Origin of the sequence: Alistipes sp. An54, assembly GCF_002159375.1 — a bacterium.
Taxonomy (GTDB): Bacteria; Bacteroidota; Bacteroidia; order Bacteroidales; family Rikenellaceae; genus Alistipes; species Alistipes megaguti.
Window position 1 is genome coordinate 287,588 of the sequence record NZ_NFIA01000001.1, and the last position, 22,258, is coordinate 309,845.

20 protein-coding genes are annotated in these 22,258 nt (G+C 61.7%); 7 read left to right on the top strand and 13 right to left on the bottom strand.

Annotation, left to right across the window (positions count from 1 at the left end):
* Positions 1–40: 40 nt before the first annotated feature.
* The 8 genes from ahcY to B5G09_RS01120 form a co-directional block, all read right to left on the bottom strand.
* Complete coding sequence (gene ahcY / locus B5G09_RS01085) at positions 41–1,450, bottom strand: adenosylhomocysteinase (protein ID WP_087403670.1); 1,410 nt, start codon at positions 1,448–1,450, stop codon at positions 41–43.
* A gap of 160 nt (positions 1,451–1,610) precedes the next feature.
* Positions 1,611–2,003 carry a riboflavin kinase gene (locus B5G09_RS01090; protein WP_087403671.1) on the bottom strand — a complete coding sequence of 131 codons (393 nt, stop codon included), beginning with the start codon at positions 2,001–2,003 and terminating at the stop codon, positions 1,611–1,613.
* Positions 2,003–3,109: an AI-2E family transporter gene (locus B5G09_RS01095; protein ID WP_087403672.1), complete on the bottom strand. Its 1,107-nt coding sequence runs from the start codon at positions 3,107–3,109 to the stop codon at positions 2,003–2,005. Before B5G09_RS01095 ends, B5G09_RS01090 begins: the two co-directional genes overlap by 1 nt.
* A 4-nt stretch (positions 3,110–3,113) precedes the next feature.
* Complete coding sequence (locus B5G09_RS01100) at positions 3,114–3,791, bottom strand: phosphatidylserine decarboxylase family protein (RefSeq protein WP_087308852.1); 678 nt, start codon at positions 3,789–3,791, stop codon at positions 3,114–3,116.
* A gap of 19 nt (positions 3,792–3,810) precedes the next feature.
* On the bottom strand, positions 3,811–4,659 hold the full coding sequence (locus B5G09_RS01105) for a phosphatidate cytidylyltransferase (RefSeq protein WP_087403673.1): 849 nt from the start codon (positions 4,657–4,659) through the stop codon (positions 3,811–3,813).
* Positions 4,660–4,695: 36 nt separating this feature from the next.
* Positions 4,696–6,849 carry an ATP-dependent zinc metalloprotease FtsH gene (ftsH, locus tag B5G09_RS01110; protein WP_087403674.1) on the bottom strand — a complete coding sequence of 718 codons (2,154 nt, stop codon included), beginning with the start codon at positions 6,847–6,849 and terminating at the stop codon, positions 4,696–4,698.
* Between the two features lies 1 nt (position 6,850).
* Positions 6,851–7,201 (bottom strand): ribosome silencing factor, encoded by a 351-nt coding sequence (rsfS, locus tag B5G09_RS01115; protein WP_087308849.1) that lies wholly within the window; start codon positions 7,199–7,201, stop codon positions 6,851–6,853.
* Positions 7,202–7,647: 446 nt separating this feature from the next.
* Positions 7,648–8,550, bottom strand: coding sequence for a hydrogen peroxide-inducible genes activator (locus tag B5G09_RS01120; RefSeq protein WP_087403675.1), 903 nt, complete (start codon positions 8,548–8,550; stop codon positions 7,648–7,650).
* Between the two features lie 140 nt (positions 8,551–8,690).
* Between B5G09_RS01120 and trpS the strand changes: the two genes are divergently transcribed.
* From trpS to B5G09_RS01150, 6 genes are all read left to right on the top strand, one after another.
* Positions 8,691–9,821, top strand: a complete 1,131-nt coding sequence (trpS, locus tag B5G09_RS01125; RefSeq protein WP_087308846.1) for a tryptophan--tRNA ligase — start codon at positions 8,691–8,693, stop codon at positions 9,819–9,821.
* Positions 9,822–9,837: 16 nt separating this feature from the next.
* Positions 9,838–11,619, top strand: coding sequence for a chloride channel protein (locus B5G09_RS01130; RefSeq protein ID WP_087403676.1), 1,782 nt, complete (start codon positions 9,838–9,840; stop codon positions 11,617–11,619).
* Between the two features lie 185 nt (positions 11,620–11,804).
* Positions 11,805–12,140 (top strand): PAS sensor protein, encoded by a 336-nt coding sequence (locus B5G09_RS01135; RefSeq protein ID WP_087403677.1) that lies wholly within the window; start codon positions 11,805–11,807, stop codon positions 12,138–12,140.
* A gap of 25 nt (positions 12,141–12,165) precedes the next feature.
* A complete protein-coding gene (locus B5G09_RS01140) occupies positions 12,166–13,191 on the top strand; it encodes a beta-eliminating lyase-related protein (RefSeq protein ID WP_087403678.1) in 1,026 nt (341 codons plus the stop codon).
* Positions 13,192–13,339: 148 nt separating this feature from the next.
* Positions 13,340–13,786, top strand: a complete 447-nt coding sequence (locus B5G09_RS01145; protein ID WP_143256445.1) for a hypothetical protein — start codon at positions 13,340–13,342, stop codon at positions 13,784–13,786.
* Positions 13,776–13,976: a helix-turn-helix transcriptional regulator gene (locus B5G09_RS01150; protein WP_087403680.1), complete on the top strand. Its 201-nt coding sequence runs from the start codon at positions 13,776–13,778 to the stop codon at positions 13,974–13,976. Before B5G09_RS01145 ends, B5G09_RS01150 begins: the two co-directional genes overlap by 11 nt.
* A gap of 91 nt (positions 13,977–14,067) precedes the next feature.
* On the opposite strand, the gene B5G09_RS01155 is transcribed toward B5G09_RS01150, so the two are convergent.
* Genes B5G09_RS01155 through lon form a run of 5 tightly spaced genes read right to left on the bottom strand, consistent with a single transcriptional unit; the run spans position 14,068 to position 19,429 of the window.
* Positions 14,068–15,033 carry a KpsF/GutQ family sugar-phosphate isomerase gene (locus B5G09_RS01155; protein ID WP_087309524.1) on the bottom strand — a complete coding sequence of 322 codons (966 nt, stop codon included), beginning with the start codon at positions 15,031–15,033 and terminating at the stop codon, positions 14,068–14,070.
* 8 nt (positions 15,034–15,041) lie between these two features.
* A complete protein-coding gene (gene kdsA / locus B5G09_RS01160) occupies positions 15,042–15,788 on the bottom strand; it encodes a 3-deoxy-8-phosphooctulonate synthase (RefSeq protein ID WP_087309500.1) in 747 nt (248 codons plus the stop codon).
* 4 nt (positions 15,789–15,792) lie between these two features.
* Positions 15,793–16,557, bottom strand: a complete 765-nt coding sequence (gene kdsB, locus B5G09_RS01165; RefSeq protein ID WP_087403681.1) for a 3-deoxy-manno-octulosonate cytidylyltransferase — start codon at positions 16,555–16,557, stop codon at positions 15,793–15,795.
* Positions 16,558–16,567: 10 nt separating this feature from the next.
* Positions 16,568–16,951 carry an MmcQ/YjbR family DNA-binding protein gene (locus tag B5G09_RS01170; protein WP_087309498.1) on the bottom strand — a complete coding sequence of 128 codons (384 nt, stop codon included), beginning with the start codon at positions 16,949–16,951 and terminating at the stop codon, positions 16,568–16,570.
* 12 nt (positions 16,952–16,963) lie between these two features.
* Positions 16,964–19,429: an endopeptidase La gene (lon, locus tag B5G09_RS01175; protein WP_087403682.1), complete on the bottom strand. Its 2,466-nt coding sequence runs from the start codon at positions 19,427–19,429 to the stop codon at positions 16,964–16,966.
* Between the two features lie 114 nt (positions 19,430–19,543).
* On the opposite strand from lon, the gene B5G09_RS01180 reads away from it, so the two are divergent.
* Positions 19,544–22,171, top strand: a complete 2,628-nt coding sequence (locus B5G09_RS01180) for a valine--tRNA ligase (RefSeq protein ID WP_087309496.1) — start codon at positions 19,544–19,546, stop codon at positions 22,169–22,171.
* The last annotated feature ends 87 nt before the right edge of the window (positions 22,172–22,258 follow it).

Here is a 22,258-nt window from a genome sequence, read left to right on the forward strand (position 1 = left end):
TCGCTTGTTGAAAATGCGACGGAGCGAGTCCGCCGCCGCATCAATAGCGGTAGTGATCGGCCTTGTAGGGGCCCTCGACCGGTACGCCGATGTAGTCGGCCTGCTTCTGCGTCAGGTGGGTCAGCTCGACTCCCAGGTTGTCCAGGTGGAGGCGCGCCACCTCCTCGTCGAGGTGTTTCGGCAGGCGGTAGACATCCACCTTCAGATCCTCCTGCCACAGCTCCATCTGAGCCAGGCACTGGTTCGTAAAGGAGTTCGACATGACGAACGACGGGTGCCCCGTGGCGCAACCCAGGTTGACCAGTCGTCCCTCGGCCAGGATGAAGATCGAGTGGCCGTCGGGGAAGGTGTACTTGTCGACCTGCGGCTTGATGTTCGTCTTCACGGCATCGGACTTCTCCAGTCGCGCCATCTGGATCTCGTTGTCGAAGTGGCCGATGTTGCAGACGATCGCCTGGTCACGCATCCGCTCCATGTGTTCGAGCGTGATGATGTCGCAGTTGCCCGTGCAGGTGACATAGATGTTGCCCTCGGCCAGGGCGCTCTCGACGGTCTTCACCTCGAAGCCCTCCATGGCGGCCTGCAGTGCGCAGATCGGGTCGATCTCCGTGACGATTACCCGTGCGCCGTACGAGCGCATCGAGCGTGCGCAACCCTTGCCCACGTCGCCGTAGCCACACACGACTACCACCTTGCCGGCGATCATGACGTCCGTGGCGCGCTTGATGCCGTCGGCCAGCGATTCACGGCAGCCATAGAGGTTGTCGAACTTCGACTTGGTGCACGAATCGTTGACGTTGATGGCCGGAACAAGCAGCTCGCCGGCGGCCTGCATCTGGTAGAGGCGGTGTACACCCGTCGTGGTCTCCTCGCTCACGCCCTTCCACTCGGCCACCGTGCGGTGCCATTTCTGCGGATCCTCGGCCAGTACCTGCCGGAGCGTCGAAAGGATCACCTCCTCCTCATAGGACGAGGGGGCACAGTCAAGCGTCGAGGCGTCGTTTTCGGCCTTGAAGCCCTTGTGGATCAGCAGCGTGGCATCGCCTCCGTCGTCGACAACCAGCTGCGGGCCCTTGCCGCCCGGGAACGACATCGCCATGGCCGTGCACCACCAGTACTCGGGCAGGGTCTCGCCCTTCCAGGCGAAGACCGGAATCCCCTCCTTGGCGATGGCCGCCGCGGCGTGGTCCTGCGTCGAGAAGATGTTGCACGAGCACCAGCGCACCTCGGCGCCCAGTTCGACGAGCGTCTCGATCAGCACCGCCGTCTGGATCGTCATGTGCAGCGAGCCCATGATGCGGACCCCTTTCAGCGGTTTCCTGGGGCCATATTTGCGTCGTACGGCCATCAGGCCCGGCATTTCGTGCTCGGAGATCTCGATCTCCTTGCGTCCCCACTCGGCCAGCGACAGGTCGGCTACCTTATAGGGAAGCGTTGTGTCCAAAAACATATCGTTTCAATTTTAAGTGTTGTATCCGTTTCGGTCGCCGTACCGCAGCCTCCGCCGCAGTCGCAACCGCATTATTTCTCCTTCGTCTTTTTTTTTCCCCCCCCCGCAGCGGCTATTCAACTTCCTCGGTCATCCCCCACGGCAGCCCCCAGGCGGCCATTCAAACCCTCTCGGCGGCCCCCTCGGCGGCGATCAGCTCGAGGATCCGCTCCCGGTCGCGGGCGATCTGTTCGCGGAGCTCCTCCACCGTGGCAAAACGCCGTTCGTCGCGGATCTTCTCCACGAGTTCGACCCGCAGGCGGCGTCCGTAGAGCGACTCCGTCAGGTCGAAGACATGGGTCTCGAGGCGGCGTTCCGATCCCCCCACCGAAGGGTTGCAGCCCAGGTTCGACATGGCGTCGTACCAGCGGCCGTCGATCTCGACCCGCGAGCGATAGACCCCATCCGTCAGCGGAAGGTCCGCCGCCACGGCCAGATTGGCCGTCGGAAAGCCCAACTCCCGGCCCAGGCGCCGTCCATGCTCCACCACCCCTTCGATCACCACCCGCTCCATCAGATCTTTTCGGTCAGTTTGCGCACCAGGCTGAACTGCGAGAAGAACTCCTTGGCGAAGACCCGCAGCACCGTATACGAGGGGATGGCCAGCAGCATGCCCAGAATCCCGGCCAGCGATCCGGCAATCAGGATCACCAGAAAGACCTCCAGCGGATGGGCCTTGACCCGCTTCGAGTAGAGCGTCGGCTGGAGGATGAAGTCATCCATTCCCTTGATGACCAGCAGCGTGCAGACGATCACCAGCACCGTATACCCGACTGGCATCCCCTCGATCGGCGTCACGATACCCACCAGCACCGACAGAATGCCGCCGATCAGCGGTCCGGCGTAGGGCACGACATTCATCGCCCCCATGATCAGCCCGATGAAGGCCGCATCGGCCATCGTCATCCCGAAGGCCATCATCACCAGCGAGACGGCAATCATCAGCAGCAGGCTCTCCGTGAGGATGCCCGTGAAGTAGCGGCCCAGCAGCAGCGTCACCGAATCCAGCGCGCGGGTGATATTTTCGTGGTAGTGTTCGGGGAAGACCGCCGTGACCATGGCGTAGAAGAGCCCCTCCTCCTTGAGGAAGAAGAAGGTGATGAACGAGATCGAGAAGACGGCGATGACCAGCGAGACCACCACGCCGATGACCGACGAGAAGAGACGGTTCAATGAATCGAGGTCGATGATCTGACGCATGGCCGTCGTCAGCTCATCGGAGAGCGAGAAGGTGCTCTCGGGCAGCGCGAAGAGGCGCTGCAGATCATGCTGCGCCCGCGCTACGGGTTCGCTGATGCTCGACATGACGACCGTGAAGTCCACATGGGCAAACTGGTTGATCTTGTTGAAGACCAGCGGCACGAAGAGCGAAAAGCAGGCCGCGAAGATCGCCCAGATCACCACGAGCGTCACCAGCGCCGCCAGCCAGCGCGGAACCCGCCAGCCCCGGATGCGAAGATCCGACAGCCGCTTCACCAGCGGTCGCCCCATGACGGCCAGAACGGCCGATACCAATATATAGACGACGATCGACGAGAAGTACCACACCAGAAAGAGCACGGCCGTGACGATGACCGCACCCACGATGAACTTCAGAACCGTCTGTGGCGTCGTCTTCATGGCTCTACTCCTCCACCTTGCGCAGACGGGCGATCGGCGTCTGCGAACCGATTGTCGGATCGCCGATCTCCACCAGCAGTTCGCTGTCCTTCGGAACCAGCACGTCGATGCGCGATCCGAACTTGATGAAGCCGCAGACGCTGTTCTGCTCCACCTGATGGCCCACCTTCATGTAGGAGACGATCCGCCGCGCGATGAGCCCCGCAATCTGGCGGAACAGCACCCGCTGGCCCGAGGGCATCCGCACCACCGTGGTCGTCCGTTCGTTCTCGGTCGACGACTTCGGGTGCCACGCCACCAGAAAACGGCCCGGATGGTATTTGAAATACTCCACCTCGCCCCCGACGGGCACCCAGTTCATGTGGACGTTGGTGATCGACATGAAGATCGAGATCTGCATCATCTCCTCCTGGAGGTACTCGTTCTCGCGCACCACCTCGGTCACCACCACACGGCCGTCGCACGGTGCGAAGACCAGATCGTTGTCGTGGATGCGGACCCGACGCGGCTCGCGGAAAAAGGCCACGATGAAGAACCAGAAGAGCAGCAGGAAGATCGTCCCGCCCCACAGCAGAGCCGTACCCGACTCGTTGACCAGCATCCGGTAGAAGAGCCACCAGATCAGCAGGCACACGGCGCCCGAAACTCCGATGATCTTGTATCCTTCCTTGTTGATTCTCATATTTCGGTACGATTTGGAGTTACATCACATAAAGCATATAGACGAAGACGAACGGCGCCGAAAGCAGTTCGGCATCGAAACGGTCGAGCACACCGCCGTGGCCGGGGATCAGCCGACCGGAATCCTTGACGCCGGCCGCCCGCTTGAACATCGACTCCACCAGATCGCCCAGTACGCCGGTGATCGAGGCCACGAAGGCCAGTCCGGCCCATGCCGCATAGTTGCCCTTGAGCGCCCATGCCGCAACCAGTCCCATAGCCATGGCACCGATGACGCCCCCGAAGAAGCCTTCCCACGATTTCTTGGGCGAGAGGCGTTCGCAGAGGCGGTGCCGTCCCAGACTCATCCCCACCAGATAGGCGAAGACGTCGTTGGCCCAGATGATGAAGATGTAGAACATCATCACGCCGGGGCTCCACTCCTCGCTGGCGATGATCGGGAAATAGCACATCAGCGAGAAGGGAAGCGCCACGTAAACGACCCCCAGCAATGTGGTGGCGATATTGACCGCGGGATTCTCCCGGCGGCGGAAGAGTTCGCAGATGAACATCACCGGAAGCAGCAACAGCAGAAAGGCCATGCCGAAGGCAAAGGTCCGGTTGGCACTCCCCAGAATCTGGATGTCGTCGCACACGACGGTGAAATTCAGCGCCAACAGCACCAACCCCGCAACCAGACCGACGATCCGTTGCGGAGCCGCTCCCCGCGCCTCGGTCAGGGTGTAGAATTCACGCATTCCCACGATCAGCAACAGCGCCAGCAACGCGCCGAAGCTCCATTGTGACCACGCAATGGCCCCCAGGACAACCACGGCAAGGACCGCTCCGCTCAACGTTCGGACCAGCAGATTCTTCAGTTTTTCATTCATCGGTTTCAGTAGTCAGGTCGTTACAGGTTGTTCCGCTTATTTCTCCCCCGAGGCCGGATGCTCCGGACCCTTCGTCGCGGCATCCGATGCCGCGGTGTCGGTCGCGGCGGTCGTATCAGCAGCCGTTGCCGGCTTCTCCGCAGCCGCTCCCTGTGCTGCCGTTTCGGACGAAGCCGCTCCGCTTGCAGCGGCGGTCGAATCCGTCGCAGCAGTCGGAGCCGTTCCCTCCGCAGCCTTGGCCTTGGCCTCCGCCTCACGGCGTTCGCGCTCGATATCCTTCTTCCGCTTGCCAAAGATCCGCTCCACATCCTCCGTGAAGACCACCTCGCGCTGCAACAGCAGTTCGGCCAGCTCCTTCAATCCCTCCTTGTGCTCCTTGAGCACCTTCTCGGCCATGCGGTAGGCCTCGCTGATCACCCGGCGCGCCTCGGCGTCGATCTGCCGGGCCGTCTCCTCGGAGTAGGGTTTCGTGAAAGACATGTCGCTCTGGCCCGTCGAATCGTAGTAGGAGAGCGTCCCCACCTGGTCGCTCATGCCGTAGTAGGCCACCATGGCGTAGGCCTGTTTGGTCACGCGCTCCAGATCGTTCAGCGCACCGGTCGACACTTCGCCGAAGGTCAGCTGCTCCGAGACGCGGCCGCCCAGCGTGGCGGCCAGTTCGTCCATCATCTGCTCGCGCGTGGTGATCTGACGTTCCTCGGGCAGGTACCACGCCGCTCCGAGCGCCTTGCCGCGCGGGATGATCGTCACCTTGATCAGCGGGCTGGCGTTCTCCAGAATCCAGCTCACCGTGGCGTGGCCCGCCTCGTGGTAGGCGATCACGCGCTTCTCGTCGTCGGTGATGATCTTGTTCTTGCGCTCCAGACCGCCCACGATGCGGTCGATGGCGGCCAGGAAGTCCTCCTTCGAGATGAATTTCTTGTTGTGACGGGCCGCAATCAGCGCCGCCTCGTTGCAGACGTTGGCGATGTCGGCACCCGAGAAGCCCGGGGTCTGGCGCGCCAGGAACGAGCGGTCGAGCTGCGGATCGAGTTTCAGCGGACGCAGGTGCACGTTGAAGATCTCCTCACGCTCCTTCACGTCGGGGAGTCCCACCTCGATCTGACGGTCGAAACGTCCGGCGCGCATCAGCGCCTTGTCCAGAATATCGGCACGGTTCGTCGCCGCCAGCACGATGACGCCCGTATTGGTCTGGAAGCCGTCCATCTCCGTAAGCAGCTGGTTCAGCGTATTTTCGCGTTCGTCGTTGCCCGAGAAGCCGGCATTCTTGCCGCGAGCCCGGCCGATGGCGTCGATCTCGTCGATGAAGACGATGCACGGAGCCTTCTGCTTGGCCTGTTCGAAGAGGTCACGCACGCGCGAGGCGCCCACCCCGACGAACATCTCAACGAAGTCCGAACCCGAGATCGAAAGGAACGGCACGTTGGCCTCGCCGGCCACGGCCTTCGCCAGGAGCGTCTTGCCCGTTCCCGGAGGGCCCACCAGCAGCGCTCCCTTCGGAATCTTGGCGCCCAGCTCCTTGTATTTGTCGGCCTTCTTCAGGAAGTCGACGATCTCCATAATCTCGACCTTGGCCTCCTCCAGTCCGGCCACATCCTTGAATGTCACCCGTTTGGAGTTGTCCTTGTCGAAGACCTGCGCCTTGGCCTTGCCGACATTCATGATGCCGCCTCCGCCCCCGGCGCCCGCACCGCGCGCCATCGAACGCATGACGAAGATCCATACGCCGATGATGAGGATCCACGGCAGCAGGTTGACCAGCAGCGACGTCCAGTCGTTGCGCTCGTTCTGATAGACGACCGGAACATCCTGTCCCGACTGCGCCTCGGCAGCCTGCAGATCCTCGCGGAACGAATCCACCGAGCCGATCGTAAAGGTCAGCTGCGCACCCGATTCGGGCAGTCGGCGGAAGCGTTTGTCCACCGAGTCGTTCCGGTAACGGTCGGCGGCCTCCTTCGAAAGGAAGACCTGCGCCTCGTCGCGGTTGATGACCTGGATTTTCGTCACGTCGCCCCGCTCGACCATCTCCCGGACCGTCGACCAGTCGCTCTCGAGCGGCCGGTCGTTCGACGGATTGAACAGGTAATAGCCGACGATCAGCGCCGCAATCACGCCGTAGACCCACAGCAGCGAGGGCCGCGGCATGTTCATTTTCGGATTATTGCTGCGTTTGTTCTGATTCTGTGCCATATTACTCCTCGTATTCGTATTTCACCATCGGGGCGTCGGCCCACAGCTCTTCGAGCCGGTAGAAGCTGCGAAGCTCCGTCTGGAAGATGTGAACCACTACATCCACATAGTCCATGGCAATCCATACGGCGTTCTGTTGACCCTCGATGCGCCAGACCTTTTCACCCAGCGTCTCAAGCACCTTCTCTTCAATACCGTCGGCGATGGCCGCCACCTGCGTCGTGGAATCGGCGTTGCAGACCACGAAGTACGAACAGATTGCACCGTCGAACCCCCGAAGGTCCAACGATACAATATTCTTTCCCTTCTTATCTTCAATCGCGCTGACGATCGTTTCGATCAGTTTGTCCATAATTTCCAATAGATGTCTATAACCTTGCAAAGGTATGAAAAGAGAATGAGATTTGAAAATTACCGGTTAAAAATCGCGTAACGAGGCCCCTTTTCCACCCCGACACCCGATTCTCCGGAATTTTAGTGCACGCAACGGATCGGACCGGTTCACGGTCGATTACGATGAAGACCCCGTCGCCGAAGTGGTCAGCAAAGGATCGTTGACGGTCTCCCGTAACGGCGATCGCTTCGACATCCGGATCTCGCTGAACTGTGCGGACGGAAACAGCCTGCAGGTCGAGTGGGCCGGAACGGCCGTCAGGAGACCGCACCCTGAGCCGCCAACCGACATAATCTCCCTTCTTCGCACCCGGCCGGAGATTATGTCTGCGGCCGAATGCCCCCTCGGGACCATGCCTGCAGCCGGCCTTCGGAACCATACCTGCCTGCAGCCGGCTTCCGAAACTATGCCTGAGGATGCACCCCGACGCTCGCCAGAATCGTGTCGGTCAGTGCCTTGATGATCGAACTCTTCACGTAGGTGCGCCGGACGGCAATGGCGATCTTGCGCGAAGTGGCCCCCTTGCAGAGGGTCTTCAACTGGTCGCGATGTTCGGCCGGAATGTACTCGACAGCCATCTCGGGAATGATCGTCAGACACGGCGTACAGTCGACGATGCGCATCAGCGTATCGAGCGACCCCGACTCGAACGAGTAGTGCGAAGGCATCGACCGCCGAGCCTGGCACAGTTCGATGATCTGGTCACGCATGCAGTTGCCCGGGCTCAGAATCACCAGATCCTTCAGGTCGATATCCTCGATGCGGATATTCTGCCGTTCGTAGAGCGGATTCTCGGGCGAAACGTAGACGTAGAAGCGGTCGTTGAAGAGCTCCTGCTCGAGGATCCCCTCGCCGCACGTCCCGCTGGCCACCAGCGCCGCATCGATCCGGTCCCGCTTCAAAGCCTCGACGATATCCGAGGTGATCATCTCCGAAATCTCCAGTTCCACCTTCGGGTAGTCGTGCACGAACGACGGAATGAACTTGTGCAGCAAATAGGGCGCAATGGTCGGAATCACGCCCAGACGCAGTTTGCCGGCCGTCTCGCCCTTGAGTTCGGCCACCGCCTCGCGGATGCAGTTGTAGGCCTTGATCGTCTCCTGGGCCCGGTCCAAAACCACAGCCCCCGCTTCGGTCGGAATCACCGGCTTCTTCGACCGGTCAAGCAGCACAACCCCCAACTCCTCCTCCAGCGACTTGATCTGCATGCTCAACGACGGCTGCGTGACGAAGCAATGTTCGGCAGCCTGCGAAAAACTGCCGCAGTTGGCCACCGCCAACAGATACTCGAGTTGGATGATTGTCATAACAGGTATTTTTTATAACAGACATTTATTTCTCAGAACGAAGATATAAAATTAATCTATATCCTACAACTTTTTTTGAAGCCCCGCGCTGTTTTTCGTATGTTTGTCTCCCAAATACCATTCAGAACAGTTATACCGCTATGGCAAAAATCATCCTCACCGGCGACCGTCCCACGGGCCGCCTCCATCTGGGACACTTCGTGGGCTCGCTGCGCCGCCGCGTGGAGCTGCAGAACTCCGGACTCTTCGACCGCATATTCATCATGATCGCCGACGCCCAGGCCCTGACCGACAACGCCGACAATCCCGAAAAGGTGCGCCAGAACATCATCGAGGTGGCATTGGACTACCTCTCCGTAGGCCTCGATCCCGAAAAGTCGACCCTCTTCATCCAGTCGCAGGTCCCCGAACTGTGCGAACTGTCGTTCTACTACATGAATCTGGTCACCGTGCAGCGCCTGCAGCGGAACCCCACCGTCAAGGCCGAAATCCAGCTGCGCGGATTCGCCGAAGGGGCCGTCGAGGGCGACACCACCCAGCGGCAGGGCATCCCCGTCGGATTCTTCACCTACCCGATCAGCCAGGCCTCGGACATCACCGCCTTCAAGGCCACGACCGTCCCCGTGGGCGAGGACCAGGAGCCGATGATCGAACAGACACGCGAAATCGTCCACAAGTTCAACTCGGTCTACGGCCAGACGCTCACCATGCCCGAAATCCTGCTGCCGGACAACGCCGCCTGCCTGCGCCTGCCCGGAACGGACGGCAAGGCCAAGATGTCCAAGTCGCTGGGCAACTGCATCTACCTTTCCGATACGGCCGACGAGGTCAAGAAAAAGGTCATGGGCATGTACACCGATCCCGACCACCTGCGCGTCGAGGATCCCGGCAAGGTCGAGGGCAACACGGTCTTCACCTACCTCGACGCCTTCAGCCGCCCGGAACACTTCGCCAAATACCTCCCCGAATACGCCTCGCTCGACGAGTTGAAGGCTCATTACCGCCGCGGCGGTCTGGGCGACGTGAAGGTCAAACGGCTGCTCATCGCGATCCTCAACGAGACGCTCAACCCCATCCGCGAACGCCGCCACTACTACGAGGCCCGCATCGGCGAGGTCTACGACGTGCTGCGCAAAGGGTCGGAAACGGCACGTGCCGCTGCGGCCGAAACCCTGGCCGAGGTGCGCCGCGCCATGAAGATCAACTACTTCGAGGACCAGCAGCTCATCGACGAGCAGGCCCGCCAGTACGCCGAGAAACTCAAACACTGATCTTGCCGTACGCCGCATGGAACTCCGCGCCGACCGTATCTACGCCGCCTTTCTCAGACTGACACGGCGTCTTTCAAACCGCCAGATGATGATGCTGCTGGCGGTGGTGGTCGGTGCGCTCGCCGGACTGGGCACCTATCTCTTCGAGATGCTGCTCTACGCCATCAAAACCGGTCTGACAAACTGGTTCCCGGTCGACAGCGCCCACTTCCTCTTCCTGATCTACCCCGCCGTGGGTATCATCCTGGCCACGCTGTTCGTCCGTTACATCGTGCGCGACAACATCTCCGAAGGCGTTACGCGCGTCCTCTACGCCATGTCGAGCCGCAACTCCCGCATCGCCGCCCACAACTGCTGGACCTCGATCGTCGGAGGTGCCACGACCATCGGATTCGGCGGTTCGGTCGGTCCTGAGGCCCCGATCGTGCTGACCGGAGCCGCCATCGGCTCGAACATCAGCCGGCTGGTGCACCTCAACTACAAACACTCCACGCTGCTGCTCTGCTGCGGCGCCGGTGCCGCCCTGGCCGCCATCTTCAAGGCCCCGATCACCGGTGTGGTCTTCGTGCTGGAGATCCTCATGCTCGACATCACCGCCGCATCGGTCATCCCGCTGCTCATCGCCTCGATCACCGCCACGACGATCGCCTTCACGTTCCGCGGGTTTGACCCCATTCTGGCCGTGACGCTGGCGCCCGAGGATGCCTTCGAACTGTGGCAGATCCCGCTCTTCATCCTCCTCGGCGTGCTGTGCGGTCTGATGGCCTGGTACTTCACCTCGATGAACGCCCGCATCGGCGACTTCTTCAAACGCATCGACAGGCAATACAAGAAGTGGATTCTGGGCGGCGCCATCCTCGGCATCCTGATCTTCGTCTTCCCGCCCCTCTACGGCGAAGGCTACGAAGGATTTACCTCACTCATGCACGGCAACGAGCAGGAACTGTTCGACAACTCGCTCTTCTACCGCTTCCGCGACATCGACTGGGTCGTCGTCCTCTTCGTCATCGCCACGATGTTCTTCAAGGTCATCGCCATGGCCTCGACCAACGCTGCAGGCGGTGTCGGCGGTACGTTCGCCCCCTCGCTTTTCGTCGGGGCCTTCACCGGAGCCTCGCTGGCGCTCATCTGCAATCTGCTGTTCCACTGGGAGGTCTCGATCGTCTCGTTCACACTCGTGGGCATGGCCGGCGTCATGTCCGGCGTGATGAACGCCCCGCTGACCTCGATCTTCCTGATCGCCGAGCTCTCGAACGGTTACGGCCTCTTCATCCCGCTGATGATCACGGCCTGCATCTCGTTTGCCGTCGACTACTACCTCGACCCCGATTCGATCTACACCAAGCAGCTGCGCAAGAAGGGCGAACTGCTGACCCACGACAAGGACCAGTCAGTCTTCGTCTTCCTGAAGCTGGAGGATCTGATGGAGACCGATTTCCTGCGCATCAAGGAGAACATGACACTGGGCGACATCGTCCACATCATCTCCACGGCCCGGCGCAACATCTTCCCCGTGATCGACAACTTCGGACGCCTGCTGGGCGTCGTACAGCTCGACGACCTGCGTGAGGACATGTTCAAGCCCCAGAAATACGGCCGTCCGATCTCCGACTACATGATCCCGCCCCCGGACAAGATTCTCGAACACGAGGCCATTCAGAGTGTCATGGAGAAGTTCGAGGACAAGCACACCTGGATGCTGCCCGTCGTCGACAAACAGAACCACTATCTGGGATTCATCTCCAAGTCGCGGATCCTGAACGCCTACCGCGAACAGCTGGTCAAGATCCAGCAGTAGGAAGGAGCCGACGGAGGAGAAGCCCGTCGGGCGGATGGGGAGACACGGAAAGCCGGAGCTCGGAAGGAGCCAACGGAGAAGAGGCCCGTCGGACGGATGGGGAGACACGGAAGGCCGAAGCCCCGCGGCCGGTGGCATTCACCGCCTCCGATACACTCGAAAACCCAAAACCAACACAATACACCATGATCTCTTTTGACAGCCCCTCGTGGGCCGATGCGCTCGACTGCGCCGTCACGCTCTGCGACACGCAAGGGATGGTCTGCTACCAGAACCGCCGCTCCGTGGAGGTCAACGGCGACGTGAGGGGCCGCTCGCTCCTCCCCTGCCACAACGACCGTTCGCGGGAGATCATCCGACGGCTGCTCGACGACGGCGGCCGAAACGTCTACACCATTCAGAAAAAGGGCATCCGCAAGCTGATCTACCAGACCGTCTGGTACGACGAGGGACGGATCGGCGGACTCGTGGAGTTCTCGATGGAGCTCCCCGACGAGATGCCCCACTACGTCCGGTCATGACAAAAACACTTAAAGTAAGAAGAAGATGCTGCATTTCGATTGCGACTACATGGAGGGGGCCCACCCCGAGGTGATGCGCCGCCTGCTGGAGACCAACCTCGAACAGACTCCCGGATATGGCTGCGACCCCCATACGGAGCGGGCCCGCGAACTCATCCGACAGGCATGCGGCGCCCCGCAGGCCGAGGTTCATTTTCTGGTCGGCGGCACGCAGACCAACGCCACCGTCATCGACGGTCTGCTGCGCCGGCACGAAGGGGTGCTGGCCGCCGAATCGGGTCACATCAACGTCCACGAGGCCGGAGCCATCGAAGCTGCCGGCCACAAGGTCCTGACGCTCCCCTCGCACGAAGGCAAGGTCCGCGCCGAGGAGGTCGACCGCTGGATCGAGGAATTCTACCGCGACGAAACGTGGCCCCATATGGTCGCCCCCGGGATGCTCTACCTCTCGCACCCGACCGAATTCGGGACACTCTACACGCTCAGTGAGATGGAGGCGATCCATGCCGTCTGCCAACGCTACTCGATCCCGCTCTACCTCGACGGTGCACGGCTCGGCTACGCCCTGGCCTCGGAGGAGAATACCCTCACGCTCCGCGACATCGCCCGGCTGTGCGAGGTCTTCTACATCGGCGGCACCAAGACCGGCCTGCTCTTCGGCGAGGCGGTCGTCATCACGCGGCCCGAGCTGCTGCCGCACTTCTTCACCCTCGTCAAGCAGCACGGCGCCCTGCTGGCCAAGGGTCGGCTGCTGGGGGTGCAGTTCGAGACGCTCTTCACCGAAGAGCTCTACCTGCGGATTGCCCGGCAGGCCATCTCGACAGCCCGGCGGCTGAAGGAGGCCCTGCTCGCAAAAGGATACCGGCTCCACATCGACTCGCCGACCAACCAACAGTTCTTCGTCCTGCCGAACCGCGAGATCGACCGACTCAGTCAGTACGCCACCTTCGAGTTGTGGGGGCCGCGCGGCAAGGAGGAGTCCGTCGTAAGGTTCGTCACCAGCTGGGCCACCACCGACGAGCAGATCGACGCGCTGACAGCCCGGCTCTGACCCCAGCCGAACGGTAGCCGGAAGGCAGTACGTTCGTTTTTTTGTCGCGTTTACTTGCTATTTTGTAAAGTTTATTTTACATTTGCGACAGCAGTCGGGAGAAGTGCGCACCTCCGACAGGCTGCCTGACCGACAAAAACGAACAACCATGAATCGAATGCTGCTGCTTCCCCACCCGTTCAAACGGATCGGATGGATGCTGTTCATCCCGACCGCACTCTTCGGCCTGCTGATGGCCATCGACGGATTCAACGGATTCCCCTCGTTCCTGCTGCCCGACTCATTCGCTCCGGCCCGGGACTTCACCCGCCTTTGGAACAACATCGTCATCATCGGCATCCTGCTCGGTGTCCTCTTCATCGGCTGCTCGCGCGAACGCATCGAGGACGAACTCATCGCCCGCATCCGTCTCAACGCCCTGCTCGCGGCGCTCTATGTCACCGTGGGTGTCTCCGTACTCTCCGCGCTGGCGCTCTACGACTTCGCCTACATCAACTTCATGATCTTCAACCTGTTCTTGCTGCCCGTGCTCTTCCTCGTGATCGAACGGGTGATGCTCTGGCGACTCGGAAAGGAGGCGGCGCATGAAGAATAGGATCCGGGTCGAACGCGCCGAGGTGCGCATGACCCAGCAACAACTGGCCGAGGCCGTGGGCGTGAGCCGTCAGACGATCAACGCCATCGAGGCCGGGAGATTCGTTCCGTCGACCGTGCTGGCGCTGAAAATCGCACGGACATTCGGCAAGCCCGTTGAGATGCTCTTCCAGTTGGAGGAGGGTGAATGACCCGCCGAACCCGTACCAAAAAGAGGAAGGCCCGGATCTCCGAGCCTCCCTTTTTGTCTCTCCCGCCCCTGACGGCGAAAACCGCCCCCGGTCAGAGCTTGATGTCGTAGATCTGGATCACGCCCACCAGCTTGCCCGACTCGTCCGTAACGAGCAGCGAGGTCACCTTGTTGCGCGTCATCATCTTCTCGGCTTCAATCAGTTTCTCGGTCGGAGCAATCGTCTTCGGGTGCGGCGTGGCGATATCTTTTGCCTTGATATTGAAGAACTCACCCCGCAGCCGCTCCATGGCCCGACGCACGTCACCATCCGTGACGATGCCCTCGATGCGGTCGCCCTCGCAGATGACGATCAGTCCCAACCCGCCCTTCGAGATGGCGTGGATCATCTCCGTGGCCGGGCAGTCGGGAGCCACCACCGGCAGGTCGTGGTCGCGCATGACGTTGCCCACGGTCATCAGCAGGCGCCGTCCCAAGCTGCCGCCCGGATGCAGGCGTGCGAAATCGACGCTCGTGAAGCCTCGCAGCTGCATCAGAGAGACGGCCAGCGCATCGCCCATGGCGATCTGTGCCGTCGTAGACGACGTGGGGGCCAGGTGCAGAATGCAGGCCTCTTTCTGGACCCGCACGTTCAGGTGCACGTCCGAATTCTTGGCCAGCGCCGAGTCGGGGTTACCCGTCATCGAGATCAGGCGGTTGCCGTTCGAGTGGATGAAGGGGACGATCTTCAGAATCTCGTCCGTCTCGCCCGAATAGGAGAGTGCCAGGATGATATCCTCCTTCGAGATCATGCCCAAGTCACCGTGGAAGGCCTCGCCCGGGTGGAGGAAGAAGCTCGGCGTGCCGGTCGAGGCGAGCGTCGCGGCGATCTTGCGCCCCACGAGGCCCGATTTGCCCATACCCGTCACGATGCACTTGCCGTGACTCGAAAGAATCATCTCCACGGCCTCGACAAACGAGTCGTCCAGCGACTCCTCCAGATGCCGGAGCGTCAACATCTCGGTATGCACCGCCTTGCGGGCCACCTCCAGAATTTGCTCTTTTGCTGTATCGGTCATATTGTTGCTCAAAGCAGAGTTTCGATCAAAGGTTCCAGATCATCGAGCCGCAGCATGTTGGCCGCATCGCTCAGACCCCGGTCCGGATCGGGGTGCACCTCGAAGAAGTAGCCCGTAGCGCCGAAAGCCTTCGCGGCCCGGGCCATCGCCGGAACGAATTCGCGGTTGCCGCCCGTCTTGCCCCCCGCCGCACCGGGACGCTGCACCGAGTGGGTGCAGTCCATGATCACCGTCGGCGCGATCTGCAGCATGTCCGGGATATTGCGGAAATCGACCACCAGGTTGTTGTAGCCGAACGAGTTGCCGCGTTCGGTGAGCCACACTTCGCGGGCCCCGGCATCGAGTGCCTTCTCGTAGGGATAGCGCATGTCGGCCCCCGAAAGGAACTGCGCCTTCTTGATGTTCACGGTGCGTCCGGTCTTCGCGGCGGCCACCACCAGGTCGGTCTGCCGGCACAGGAAGGCCGGGATCTGGATCACGTCCACCACCTCGCCCACCGGCGCGGCCTGCCACGACTCGTGGATGTCCGTAAGGAGCTTCAACCCCCACTTCGCGCGCACGTCGGCAAGCATCCGAAGCCCCTTCTCGAGACCCGGGCCCCGGAACGAGGCTATCGACGTGCGGTTGGCCTTGTCGAACGAGGCCTTGAAGAGGATCTGCGTGCCCAGGCGGCGGTTGATGGCCACGAGGCGTTCGGCCACCGTGTCCAGCAGTTCGGCGGATTCGATGACGCAGGGTCCGGCAATCAGTATCATAACGTTATCGGTTGAATTCGGGGTGTTGTTTCAAAAACTCCTCGGCGCGCACCAGATCCTCCGGCGTGTCGATCCCCACGGTCTCGACCGGCGTGATGCCCACACCTATTTTATAGCCGTTCTCCAGCCAGCGCAGCTGTTCGAGCGATTCGGCCAGCTCGAGCGGCGACTGCGGCAGCGCGGTCACCGCACGCAGCACCTCCGTGCGGAAGGCATAGAGGCCGATGTGCTTGTAGAAGGTATGCCGCGAGAGCCACTCCTCGCGCGGGACGTTGCGCAGGTAGGGGATCACCGACCGCGAAAAGTACAGCGCCCGCGACTGCGCGTCGAGCACCACCTTCGGCGAGTTGGGATTCTCCAGCGCCTCCAGGCCGTCGGACTCCGCAAAGGGCTTCACCAGCGTGGCGATGTCGGTCGAGGGGTCGTCGAAGCAGCGCTTCACCGCCTCGAGCTGCTCACGGCGAATGAAGGGTTCGTCGCCCTGCACGTTGACCACCACGTCGTACGTCCGGCCCTGTTTGCAGTAGGCCTCCCAGCAGCGGTCCGTGCCGCTGCGGTGCGCCGTCGAGGTCATCTCGACCCGTCCGCCGAACGACCGCACGGCCTCGTAGATCCGCTCGTCGTCCGTAGCCACCACGGCGTCGTCCAGCACGCCGGCCACCTGTTCGTAGACCCGCTGGATGACGGGTTTGCCCCCCAGCCGGGCAAGCGGCTTGGCCGGGAAGCGCGTCGACGCGTAGCGCGCCGGAATGATTGCGATGAATTTCATACCTTCACTGCTATTCGGTTGCATCCGCCTCGAGCCCGCGGCGCTGACGCGCCGTCAGTTTCGCCTTCGCAAGCCCGTACGATTTTTTTACCAGGTCGAGAATCTCCTCCGCCGGAATATCCCCGTCGAAACGAACGCTGATCCAGTGGTGCTTGTCCATGTGCCAACCCGGGGTGATCCCCTCGTAGCGATCGATCAGCACGGGAATCTCCTCCGGAGCACAGCGGATCGTACAGAAGTCGAACGCTTCGGCATTCACAAAGCAGAACCACTTGTCCACCACGTAAAAGACCAGCAGATTGCGGTCGTATTCGGAGGTGGCCTTCCCGAAGGCGAAGTCGTCATGCACGCCCGGCAGCGACAGACAATAGCGACGGAAATCCTCGATATTCATTTTCCCGGATATTTACTCCTTAACGGTCGTTGCGTCGGAGGCCGGCTTCGGCTCCAGCGCCAGCGCCAGCACCTCGTCGTTCGTGCGCACGTAGTGGAACGTCAGACCCTCGACGTATTCGGGCTTGATCTCGGCGATGTCCTTGCGGTTTTCGTCCGAAAGGATCAGCTCCGTGATGCCGGCCCGCTTGGCCGCCAAAATCTTCTCCCTGACGCCGCCCACGGGCATCACCCGTCCGCGGAGGGTCGTCTCGCCCGTCATGGCGATCCGCTCCTTCACCTTGCGGCCCGTGTAGGTCGAGACGATCGAGGTGACCATCGTGATGCCCGCCGAGGGGCCGTCCTTCGGGATCGCACCCTCCGGAACGTGGATGTTGATGTCGTTCGTCTCGAACATCTTCGGGTCGATGCCCAACTCCTTGTAGTGGGCCATCACCCACTCGTGGGCAATCGTCGCCGACTCCTTCATCACGTCGCCCAGGTTGCCCGTCAGGCTGATGCGCCCCTTGCCGGGCGTCAGGCACGACTCGATGTAGAGGATGTCACCGCCCACTTCGGTCCATGCCAGACCCGTCACGACACCCGTCATGCCGCCCACCTCGTACTCCTCGCGCAGGAACTTCGGCATGCCGAGGATCTTCGCAACATCCTCGGCCGTGATCTCCGGCCTGGGCTCCTCGTCGAAGGCGATCTGCTTGGCACGTGCCCGGGCGATCTTGGCCAGATGCTTGTCCAGCGAGCGGACGCCCGCCTCACGCGTATAGTCCGAGATGACCTGTTCGATCACCGCGTCGCTCATCGTCAGCTCGTCGGGCTTGATGCCGTGGGCCTCGCGCAGCTTCGGCAGCAGGTGATCCTGGGCGATGCGCACCTTCTCCTCGATCAGGTAGCCCGGGATGTTGATCATCTCCATACGGTCGCGCAACGCCGGGGCGATGTTGCCCACGTTGTTGGCCGTGGCGATGAAGAGCACCTTCGAGAGGTCGTACTCCATATCGATGTAGTTGTCGTGGAAGGTGGTGTTCTGCTCCGGGTCGAGCACCTCGAGCAGCGCGCTCGAGGGGTCGCCGTGGTTCGAGACCGTCACCTTGTCCACCTCGTCGAGGATGATCACCGGATTGGACGAACCGCACCGCTTGATCGTCTGGATGATCCGGCCCGGCATGGCGCCGATGTAGGTACGGCGGTGTCCGCGGATCTCCGACTCGTCGTGCAGTCCGCCCAGCGAGATACGGCCGAACTTGCGGCCCAGGGCCGTGGCCACCGACTTGCCCAGCGAGGTTTTGCCCACGCCCGGAGGTCCGTACAGGCAGAGGATCGGGGACTTCAGGTCGCCCTTCAGCTTGATGACGGCCAGGTGTTCCAAGATACGCTCCTTGACCTCGTCCAGTCCGAAGTGGTCGTGGTCCAGCTGTTCGCGGGCCTGCTTCAGGTCGAGGTTGTCCTTCGTCACGTCGTTCCAAGGCAGCTCCAGCAACAGCTGCAGGTAGGTCATCTGCACCGAATACTCCGCCACGGCGGGGTTCAGCCGCTCGACCTTCTGCAACTCCTTCTCGAAGGTCTCGCCGACCTCCTTCGGCCAGTTCTTCTTCCCGGCCTCCTCGCGCATCTTTTCGATGTCGGCATCGGGGCCGTCGCCCAGTTCGTCCTGGATCGTGCGCATCTGCTGCTGCAGGTAGTAGTCGCGCTGCTGCTTGTCGATCTCCTGCTTGACGCGCTCCTGGATCTGGTTCTTCAACTCGGCAAGCTGCTGTTCGCGGATCAGGATCTCGAGCAGCTTGCGCGCACGGGCCAGCAGGCCGGGGGCTTCGAGCAGCGACTGCCGGTCCTCGTCCGTGAGCTCCATGTTCGAGCAGATGAAGTTGATGAAGCCGCGTTTCGAGTCGATGTTCTTGATGGCGAAGGCCGCCTCCTTGGGCATCGACGGCGAGATATTGATGATTCCCAGCGCCACGTCGCGGATCGAGTCCACGAGGGCTTCGAACTCGATGCTCTTCAGATCGGGCGTCGAGTCGCGCAGCGCCACCACGCGGGCCTTGAAATAGGGCTCCGTGGCGACATATTCCGTGATTTCGATCTTCTCCAGACCATTCAGGATCACCGTCAGGTTGCCGTTGGGCATCTCCAGGATCTTGATGATCCGGGCTGCCGTGCCGACCTTGTACATGTCGTCCGGCGAGGGGTCCTCCACCTCGCTCTCGCGCTGCAGCACGGCTCCCAGCAGCCCGCCCTCGGCATTCACCGCGCGGACCAGCGAGATGCTCTTGTCACGCCCGACCGTAATGGGGGTGATGGCGCCCGGAAAGAGCACCGACGAACGCAGCGTAAGAATCGGAAGAATCTCCGGGACTTCGACCTCCTCGACCGGTTCGTCACCGCCCGTCACGATGGGGATCACGCGGTGTTTGCCGTCGAGAAGCTCGGGGACGAGGTTCACGTCGTCCACTTCTACAGTTTCGATCTTATCTTTTTTGCTCATATTTTTCTATATACAATGCGCAAAGGTAACGTTTTTTCGCAGAATTTATTTCATCTTTGACAGATTGTTGATAACTTTGCCCCCTCGGAAACAACGTTTAATTATCTACCAGCCATGCAAATCGCTGACAAATACGCACCCCAGCAGATCGAGGCCAAATGGTACGACTACTGGATCAACCACAAGCTCTTCCATTCGGAACCCGACCAGCGCCAACCCTATACGATCGTCATCCCGCCCCCCAACGTCACCGGCATGCTCCACATGGGCCACATGCTCAACAACACGCTGCAGGACGTGCTGGTGCGCCGCGCCCGCATGTCGGGCAAGAACGCATGCTGGGTCCCCGGCATGGACCACGCCTCGATCGCCACCGAGGCAAAGGTCGTCGCCATGCTCCGCGAAAAGGGCATCGAGAAGTCCTCGCTCACGCGTGAGGAGTTCCTCAAATACGCCTGGGAGTGGAAGGAGAAGTACGGCGGCGTGATCCTTCAACAACTGCGCAAGCTCGGCGCCTCGTGCGACTGGGACCGCACCTGCTTCACGATGGACGACATCCGCACCGAAGGCGTCCTGCGCGTCTTCTGCGACCTCTACGACAAGGGCAAGATCTACCGCGGCGTGCGCATGGTCAACTGGGACCCCGCCGCACAGACCGCCCTCTCGGACGAGGAGGTCGTCTTCAAGGAGTCGCACGGAAAGCTCTACTACCTGCGCTACCGTGTTGAAGGTTCCGACCGCGTCATCGTCGTCGCCACGACCCGTCCCGAGACCATCCTCGGCGATACGGCCCTCTGCGTCAACCCCGATGACCCGCGTTATCAGGATCTGCCCGCCGACGCCCGCGTCATCGTGCCGCTCGTCGGCCGCTCGATCCCCGTCATCCGCGACACGTACGTCGACATCGAGTTCGGTACGGGTGCCCTGAAGGTCACCCCGGCCCACGACGTGAACGACTACATGCTGGGCGAGAAATACGGCCTGGAGACCATCGACATCTTCAACGACGACGGCACGATCAACGACAAGGTCGGCATGTATGTCGGCATGGACCGTTTCGACGTCCGCCGCCAGATCGAGAAGGATCTCGACGAGGCCGGCCTGCTCGAGAAGGTCGAGGCCTACACGAACAACGTCGGCTACTCGGAGCGTACGGGCGTGGCCATCGAACCGAAACTCTCGATGCAGTGGTTCCTCTCGATGAAGGAGCTGGCCGAGCCCGCCACGAAGGCCGTCATGGAGGACGAGATCCGCTTCGTCCCCGAAAAGTACAAGAACACCTACCGCTACTGGATGGAGAACATCAAGGACTGGTGCATCTCGCGTCAGTTGTGGTGGGGTCAGCGCATCCCGGCGTGGTATCTGCCCAAGGGCGGATTCGTCGTCGCCCCGACCCCCGAAGAGGCCCTCGAAAAGGCCCGCACCAAGAGCGGCGACGCCTCGCTGCAGCTCGCGGACCTGCGCCAGGACGAGGATGTGCTGGACACCTGGTTCTCGTCGTGGCTCTGGCCCATCTCGGTCTTCGACGGAATCCGCAACCCCCACAACCCCGAAATCGAATACTACTACCCCACCAACGATCTGGTCACAGGTCCCGACATCATCTTCTTCTGGGTCGCCCGCATGATCATGGCCGGATATGAGTACCGCCACGAAAAGCCCTTCGCCAACGTCTACTTCACGGGTATCGTCCGCGACAAGATCGGCCGCAAAATGTCCAAGCAGCTCGGCAACTCGCCCGATCCGCTCGACCTGATCGCCCGGTACGGCGCCGACGGCGTCCGCATGGCCATGCTCATCAGCTCGTCGGCCGGCAACGACGTCATGTTCGACGAGGCGCTCTGCGAGCAGGGCCGCAACTTCGGCAACAAGATCTGGAACGCCTATCGTCTGGTCAACGGCTGGTCGGTCGACACCGCCGCCCCGCAGAGCGAAAACAACCGCCTGGCCGTCGCCTGGTTCGGCGAGGCCCTCTCGCGCTCGCTCCGCCAGATCGACGAGGATTTCCGCTCGTACCGCATCTCGGAGGCCTTCAAGGAGGTCTACCGCCTCTTCTGGGACGACTTCTCGAGCCTCTACCTCGAGATGGTCAAGCCCGCCTTCGGACAGCCGATCGACGACGCCACGCTCCAGGCCACGAAGGGATACTTCGATGCCCTGATGCGCGTGCTGCACCCCTTCATGCCCTTCGTCACGGAGGAGATCTGGCAGGCCCTCGCCCCGCGCCGCGACGGCGAGTCGATCTGTGTGGCCCCGATGCCCCAGGCCGGCCAGGTCGACGAGGCGATGCTCGCCCGCTTCGAACTGGTGAAGGAGATCGTCTCCTCGGTGCGCAACATCCGCAACCAGAAGAACCTCCCGCAGAAGGAGACCTTGGCCCTGCACGTCATCGTCGACGAGAACTATCCCGCCGAGTTCGCCCCCGTCATCCGGAAGATGGCCAACCTCTCGTCGATCGAGGCCGTCACGGAGAAGGATCCCGCAGCGGCCGCCTTCCTGGTCAAGACGACGCAGTACTTCGTGCCGCTGGCCGGCAAAATCGACACCGCCGCCGCAATCAAGAAGCTCTCGGACGATCTGACCTACTACGAAGGCTTCCTCGCCTCGGTGATGAAGAAGCTCTCGAACGAGCGCTTCGTGCAGTCGGCCCCCGAGAAGGTCGTAGCCAACGAGCGCGCCAAGCAGGCCGATGCCGAGGCCAAGATCGCCGCTCTCAAGGAGCAGCTGGCCGCCCTGAAATAGCCGTCTGAAGAGAGGGGGGGGGCCAGCAGGTGTGTTTCCAAGGGCTGCCGGCCGGAAACCGACAATATCCGGTCGCACCCGAGCCTG

What these genes read in the sequence shown, in the direction of transcription:
- B5G09_RS01150 (WP_087403680.1), top strand. Translation starts at nt 13,776, where the DNA reads ATGAAGAATAGGATCCGGGTCGAACGCGCCGAGGTGCGCATGACCCAG.
- B5G09_RS01180 (WP_087309496.1), top strand. Translation starts at nt 19,544, where the DNA reads ATGCAAATCGCTGACAAATACGCACCCCAGCAGATCGAGGCCAAATGG.
- trpS (WP_087308846.1), top strand. Translation starts at nt 8,691, where the DNA reads ATGGCAAAAATCATCCTCACCGGCGACCGTCCCACGGGCCGCCTCCAT.
- B5G09_RS01090 (WP_087403671.1), bottom strand. Translation starts at nt 2,003, where the DNA reads ATGGAGCGGGTGGTGATCGAAGGGGTGGTGGAGCATGGACGGCGCCTG.
- kdsB (WP_087403681.1), bottom strand. Translation starts at nt 16,557, where the DNA reads ATGAAATTCATCGCAATCATTCCGGCGCGCTACGCGTCGACGCGCTTC.
- B5G09_RS01100 (WP_087308852.1), bottom strand. Translation starts at nt 3,791, where the DNA reads ATGAGAATCAACAAGGAAGGATACAAGATCATCGGAGTTTCGGGCGCC.
- B5G09_RS01120 (WP_087403675.1), bottom strand. Translation starts at nt 8,550, where the DNA reads ATGACAATCATCCAACTCGAGTATCTGTTGGCGGTGGCCAACTGCGGC.
- B5G09_RS01155 (WP_087309524.1), bottom strand. Translation starts at nt 15,033, where the DNA reads ATGACCGATACAGCAAAAGAGCAAATTCTGGAGGTGGCCCGCAAGGCG.
- B5G09_RS01140 (WP_087403678.1), top strand. Translation starts at nt 12,166, where the DNA reads ATGCTGCATTTCGATTGCGACTACATGGAGGGGGCCCACCCCGAGGTG.
- ftsH (WP_087403674.1), bottom strand. Translation starts at nt 6,849, where the DNA reads ATGGCACAGAATCAGAACAAACGCAGCAATAATCCGAAAATGAACATG.
- ahcY (WP_087403670.1), bottom strand. Translation starts at nt 1,450, where the DNA reads ATGTTTTTGGACACAACGCTTCCCTATAAGGTAGCCGACCTGTCGCTG.
- B5G09_RS01105 (WP_087403673.1), bottom strand. Translation starts at nt 4,659, where the DNA reads ATGAATGAAAAACTGAAGAATCTGCTGGTCCGAACGTTGAGCGGAGCG.
- rsfS (WP_087308849.1), bottom strand. Translation starts at nt 7,201, where the DNA reads ATGGACAAACTGATCGAAACGATCGTCAGCGCGATTGAAGATAAGAAG.
- B5G09_RS01130 (WP_087403676.1), top strand. Translation starts at nt 9,838, where the DNA reads ATGGAACTCCGCGCCGACCGTATCTACGCCGCCTTTCTCAGACTGACA.
- B5G09_RS01135 (WP_087403677.1), top strand. Translation starts at nt 11,805, where the DNA reads ATGATCTCTTTTGACAGCCCCTCGTGGGCCGATGCGCTCGACTGCGCC.
- lon (WP_087403682.1), bottom strand. Translation starts at nt 19,429, where the DNA reads ATGAGCAAAAAAGATAAGATCGAAACTGTAGAAGTGGACGACGTGAAC.
- B5G09_RS01170 (WP_087309498.1), bottom strand. Translation starts at nt 16,951, where the DNA reads ATGAATATCGAGGATTTCCGTCGCTATTGTCTGTCGCTGCCGGGCGTG.
- kdsA (WP_087309500.1), bottom strand. Translation starts at nt 15,788, where the DNA reads ATGATACTGATTGCCGGACCCTGCGTCATCGAATCCGCCGAACTGCTG.
- B5G09_RS01095 (WP_087403672.1), bottom strand. Translation starts at nt 3,109, where the DNA reads ATGAAGACGACGCCACAGACGGTTCTGAAGTTCATCGTGGGTGCGGTC.
- B5G09_RS01145 (WP_143256445.1), top strand. Translation starts at nt 13,340, where the DNA reads ATGAATCGAATGCTGCTGCTTCCCCACCCGTTCAAACGGATCGGATGG.